A 6,172-nucleotide genomic window follows, 5' to 3' on the forward strand; every position below is an offset into this window, starting at 1 on the left:
CAAACTGCTGGTGATAGCATTAACCTGACTACGCAAAAGAACCTGATTGCACACGCCCAAAATAAAATTAGCCTTTTTGCGGCTCAAGAAGGGACAAGACTCTATGCAGGCAAAGGCAAAGTCGAAATACAAGCACAAGGTGATGGTGCAGATTTAATTGCCCGTAAAGCTGTGCAGATTATTTCAACAGAAGACAAAATTGAAATTAGTGCTTCTAAAGAAATTGTGATCACAGCGGGCGGATCTCAAATCAAGATTAATGGCTCGGGAATTTTCCCAGTTACGGGTGGTAAGTTTGAGGTGAAGGCTGGGCAGCATTTGTTCCAATCAGGGGAAAAAGTTCCATACAATTTACCGCCACTCGGTGAGTTAAAAAGTTTCTTGGAATTAAATTATCATTGGCCTACGTTAGAACCGATGAAAGGAGCTCCGTATTTAGTTGTATTTGAAAGTGGTCAAGAATTTAAAGGAAATTTAGATGATAAAGGGTTCGCAAAAATTCCAAATGTACCAACAAATGAATCTTATACAGTCTGGTATGGTGAAGATCAAAGAAAAGTTGAAATTGAAGTTTTAGAAGAAAGCATTTTAGAAAACTTTACAGATCAAGATGAAATAGAGCTTGATGAATTATTAAAAAATTGGGATGTTGAAAATTAAAATAGGTGGTATATGGTTGATTTAAATAAAGATGATGTAGCACTTATTACTCAAGCAATTGCTATTGGTTTTTCTCCAGCTGGAGTTGCACTTGATGTGGCTGATTTAGCAAGAGCCTCATATAATTTATATCAAGAAAAGTCTGATGATAATTATTTTGAAGTTATTTTATGTGTGATTGGATTTATACCAGGACCAGGAGATGGGTTAAAAGCAGGATTAAGAATTGTAAACAGAAAACCAGAAATATTGTTTGAATTAATACGTTTTATCATGACACATTGTAAAATATATGGGAATCCTGAACAATGGTTGAGTGAAATAATCAGTGATACAAAAATAAGAGAGTTGATTAGAAGCGGTAAACGTGAAGCTTTAAATGCATCTAATAAAAATATAGGCAATAGATGGGCAAAATATTGGATTAACCAAAGTATCGAAATTACATTTAATTTTTTAGAAGCATCTATTTCATCCTTGGTGCAATTACTCGCAAGAAAAGTTTTACATTGGAAGACAAAAATTCCTAAATCGTCAGCGGATAAACGGCATGTAGGTGGTGGCAAAGGTCATCAAAATAATTCTGCCCATGGAACAACTTATGACGGTAAAACTGGTCAAAATGGAAATGGTCATGGTAACAAGGGTAAGACTTTATCAAAAGTTGATATTTCAAAAGTTTTATCAAATCTTGAAGTTGGAGGTGTTGGTGAACATATGGCAGACTATTGGGTTGCTAACAAGTTGGCAATTCCGGCAGTTCATGATTCTGGGCAGCAACTGACTCCCAAATTACAACGCCCTATGACGAAATTACACATAGGTATTCATGATCAAGGTATTGATGCGATATGGAAATCTGATAAAAAAAATATTGGTATTATGAATACTAAGAGTTACGCGATTATAGAAGCCAAAGCTAGTTTAAGCATGGGGAAAGGTACAGGACCAGGTTCTCTATTAAATGATTTGGATAAACAACAGGATACGAGAGAAAGGCATATAGAAAGAGCTAGTGCTAAAAAAGAAAAAAGAGCTGAAAAGAAATTAATACCAAAGAAAAAGTTTTTAATCAATCAACAGATGAGTGATGAATGGGTTAAAAAAAGATTAAGAGAAACTTCGTTAAGAAATGTTGAAATTGCAGGATTTTCACGTCATTTACTTTATTTTAATTACGCTCACCCTGAAACTGTAGAACACTTAAATGTTTTAGCTATATCTATTCAAGATAATCAGCCAGTTGATCATAGTGAACATTTAAATGAACATACTCCATCAAACTTTTGGGGGGCAGCTAAAATAGATGAGGCTTTAAACAATCGAGTTACTCGAGCGAACATTAAGAATGGTCATACTAAGTAAAGTTGACTTGTCAGATATGAGGAATAAAACGTGTCAAATTTTACAGAACAGCGTAGGCAGCAATTTTTAACTGAAGATTATTATTTAAAAACTAAAGAATACAATGAGGAAGGAATTCCTCTATATCTAGAAAGTGATGCATTTGAAGATGATCAATATAATTGTGGTGAAGCAAGTCGTTGGACTGCAATTACAGATATATATACTTCTTTATTGTATCTTACATATACTGCTGGACATTCTATACAAGAACTTATCCCCATATTTGAAAAAGTTATCGATGGTTATGAAAAGCAATCAGAAGCATTGGCTCTTTTTCATAAATCAGAAAAACCTTCTGTTATTACTAGCCAAAATGAAACTTTAAATATATTAAGCCTTGCTTTTTTACTACATCGCAATGATCTTTTTCTCCGTATTCATTCTTTAGTTAATGGTGAGGGAGATAGTCATACAGGCGAAGATGAAATTATTAATAAATTTTTTAAGTTAAATGATTCTACTCATCCAACTATAAATGAAGGAAATTTGTTTTCCTTAAGTTATGCTAAATTATGTGATGTGGTTGACAATGTTTTAGTAAAAAGTGATAAAAAACATTCAGTCGAGCTTTTGGATGAATACTTATCAAATTGGTATCAAATGAATAGAAATGAAATTTGGTATAATAGTCACTTGGATTTAGAAAATAAAAGTTCCTATGTAGGTTATTGGGCATTTGAAGCAGCTGCATTAGTTTATTTACTTGATTTAGATGATAGTTCTTTATATAAACATCTATTTTACCCTAAGGATATTGTACTGTGGGCTCGTAATCAAACAAAAATAAAAGCATTGAATGATGATGTAATACAAATAAAATTAAGAGGGGGGGAGAAATGTACAAGAACTGGTTATTGGCAAACACCTGCACAGCCAAGTTTACGCCGGTATTTTGTTCAGGATGAAGTTCTTCCCACACTTATTGAAATGGACTGGGGTGAGGTATATTGGTATTGGGATGGTGAGAATTAATTGAATGCCCAATAGGGCATTCTTATCTACAAAAGTTAGTTCTAAAATATAGTAAATGATCAAAATAGTTTTGAGCTAGGAATAAATATAGGAAATTAATGAAACTTACATATATTAAGTTTTTAAAATTTAATTTTTGAAATTTATTAAATGTAAGGTTGAAATGATGTTTATTAATCAGCAAAGACAAAAAATGGATGAAAAGTATTATCTCTCTACCAGAGCTGCTTTAATAAATGCTATTCAAGACTTTTTAGGTGAATCTAATAGTGATGAAGATATTGAAGCGGGATGGATAGATTCTTATTCTATAGCTGCAAGATATCAATTTGATCTATTTATACTAGATTATACTGCTGGAAGATCTATTGATCACTTACGTGTAGATTTTGAGAGTATCATAAATTTATTTAATATTTTGTCTGAAAAGCAAAGAACTTATTATAAAGATCCAAATTTTAGTGTCTTTGATTTAGAGTTACTTGATGATTAATGCTTATATATTTGGTTAATTAGCCTTTGTTATTTATTAAAAAGAAATGACTTATTAATGAGTGTTGCCAAATTAGTAGATGGAGAGAATCAAGAAAATGGAGGTAATACTGGATCGTTGAAGAATTTTTAGCTTTTTCTGATGATAATCGTTTTGACTGTTCTGATGTTCTTTTTCCCCAGCCTTACTTTGAGCTTTCAAATGCTTTTGTAAGCCAAGATAATAAGGTTTCTCTGAAGCATTTACATAAATTTTTAAAGAAATGGTATAAAGATTTAGCAGGTGAGAAGGCTCCTCAATCGGGTTATTGGTTTACAGTAGCTAGTAATAATTCTCGACAATATTTTAATGCTGGAGAGATTCTTCCAGAAATTAAAAAACAAGACTGGGGAGAGGTTTACTGGCAGTTTGAAACAGAAGAATAAAAATTAAAATATATAAGTAAAAAAAACATTATTTAATGGGGTTTTAGATAAGTAATGTATTCTAATTACTCTCTTTATTAAAATAAATTATCTACGACTAAAAGATAGCTTTATTCGTGTATTCATATGGTTAAGTTTTCCTTTACAAAATAGACAGATGTTTCTGTATTTTATAAAATAATGCCAATCCTGACAAAGTTTTCATAAAAAAGATGTTATCTCATATACATAGAATTCTAGAAGATTTGGGTATCAGCTCGCAAAAGCGCGTGCTTCATGTTCAGTTTTCTAATCCATCGTTGAATACTCAAGTCTTTTTACAAAGTATTGAAGGGCAGCATCAGCTAAATGAAGGACTGACTGCCGATTTATTTTGTCTTTCTACCAATGCCCATATTTCATTAAAACAATTTATTGGTTGTCAGGTTGCAGTCGATCAAGTAACTGATCAGGGGCAATTATTTAGAACTACAGGAATTATTACCGAAGCCAGTCAGGGGCAGAGTGATGGTTCATTAACATTGTATAAACTGAGATTACAAGACCCAACTGCGCTATGGCATAAACGCCGAAATAGCCGTGTGTTTATGAATAAGAGTGTACGGGACATCACCAAAATTCTATTTACAGAATGGCAGAACAAAAGCCCGTTGTTTGCTTCTGGTTTAACTTTGGATTTAAAAGGTCTAACCGAAGACTACGATGTTCGACCTTTTATCATGCAAACTAATGAAACTGATTATGAATTTTTAACCCGACTTTGGCGTAGTGAAGGCATTAACTGGTTGGTTGATGAAGCTCAGCTTTGGGTCGCTGATAGCTCGGATGAAATTCAACCACAGAAACTACGTTTAATTGATAATAATGAATCATATTTAGCATTAGACCGAAGAAATATCCGTTATCACCGCAGTAGCGCAGTTGAACAACAAGACAGTATGACGAGTCTTGTGCCAACTCGAAGCTTGCAACCTACAGCCGTGCATGTACAACGCTGGCAGGCAGATGCTTTAAGTCAAGAAGAAGGCATGGGCAGTGTTCAGTCAAAGCATAGTCATAGTGCTAATCAGGATAATGCGAGTTTAAGTCTAGAACATGCATGGCATGTCAGCCCTGCTTGGATGCAAGATTTAAATGGGGAAGACCAAGCCACTGCATCGGGTCACCAGCAGCTAGAAAAACTCAATCAAAATCTATCTGATTATTATGCTTCTCAATCAAAATACTTTCATGCACAAACCACGGTACGTGATGCGCAAGTCGGTTATTGGTTTGAACTGAATGAACATCCAGAAATAGATACGCATAGCGGATCGGACAAAGAATTTCTGATTATTGGTAAAAGCTTTTATTTACAAAATAATTTGCCTAAAGATTTGCAACAGCAAATCAATCAACTTTTTAGTCAAAGCCAATGGCAAAACAATCAATCAGGGCCAAATGACCAGACTGAGCGTCAGGGTAATGAACTCATCTTGTCGCGTAGAAATATTAAAACTGTTCCTGAGTACCATCCGTTAGAGCACCGTCCAGCTGCTTACCCGCAGCGCGCTAGAGTGGTTGGCTTGGAAGGCGAAAGTATCCATGTTGACCAATGGGGACGCATTAAAGTCCGTTTCCTATTTACCCGAGCTGATGACCATAGCCATGATGGTGGAGCAGGAAGTAACGACAATGACACCGACTCGGCTTGGGTCGATGTATTGACCCCATGGGCAGGTGAGGGTTATGGCGCACGTTTCTTACCACGTGTGGGTGAGATTGTGGTCATCGACTTCTTTGACGGCAACATTGACCGTCCATTTGTGGTGGGGCGTATTCACGAAGCTGAACGCCATCCAACCCAGTTCGACCAGAAAGGTCAGCTCCCCGACACTAAAAAGCTCAGCGGCATTCGTTCAGAAGAAGTCGATGGTAAGGGTTTTAACCAGCTACGTTTTGATGACACCACAGGGCAAATCAGTACCCAGCTGCAAAGCAGCCATGCCGCAAGTCAACTCAACTTAGGTAACTTAAGCCATCCAAAAGACAAACCAGAAAGCGAAGGCCGAGGTGAAGGTTTCGAGATACGAACAGACCAGTGGGGTGCAGTCAGAGCAGGCAGTGGCTTACTCGTTAGTACCCACAAACAGGATCAGGCTCAAGGTGTACACCTTGATGCAAACGAGGCCAAGCAACAAATCGAAGGCGGCCTCAACAATGCCAAGGCACTCAG

The 6,172-nt window shown here is 35.8% G+C and carries 5 protein-coding genes and 1 pseudogene; all 6 read left to right on the forward strand.

Translation table 11 applies throughout. The annotated features are described in order from the left end of the window. The coding region (locus J536_RS23145) for a DUF2345 domain-containing protein (protein WP_032064094.1) at window positions 1–660 on the forward strand (660 nt) is incomplete at its 5' end. A gap of 12 nt (window positions 661–672) precedes the next feature. Further along, window positions 673–2,025: a hypothetical protein gene (locus tag J536_RS23150; protein WP_017400130.1), complete on the forward strand. Its 1,353-nt coding sequence runs from the start codon at window positions 673–675 to the stop codon at window positions 2,023–2,025. A 30-nt stretch (window positions 2,026–2,055) separates the two neighbouring features. Next, the gene (locus J536_RS23155; protein ID WP_017400129.1) at window positions 2,056–3,039 is read left to right on the forward strand and encodes a PoNe immunity protein domain-containing protein; all 984 of its coding nucleotides are present in this window, start codon (window positions 2,056–2,058) and stop codon (window positions 3,037–3,039) included. Between the two features lie 163 nt (window positions 3,040–3,202). Beyond that, window positions 3,203–3,532, forward strand: a complete 330-nt coding sequence (locus J536_RS26295; RefSeq protein ID WP_165395662.1) for a DUF1910 domain-containing protein — start codon at window positions 3,203–3,205, stop codon at window positions 3,530–3,532. 113 nt (window positions 3,533–3,645) lie between these two features. After that, window positions 3,646–3,765, forward strand: a pseudogene (locus J536_RS26450) (hypothetical protein); the annotation flags it as partial. A gap of 404 nt (window positions 3,766–4,169) precedes the next feature. Beyond that, window positions 4,170–6,172, forward strand: a 2,003-nt coding sequence (locus J536_RS23160; RefSeq protein ID WP_032064095.1) for a type VI secretion system Vgr family protein, incomplete at its 3' end; no start/stop codon positions are given.

Origin of the sequence: Acinetobacter sp. 809848 (assembly GCF_000581275.1) — a bacterium.
Classification (GTDB): domain Bacteria; phylum Pseudomonadota; class Gammaproteobacteria; order Pseudomonadales; family Moraxellaceae; genus Acinetobacter; species Acinetobacter pittii.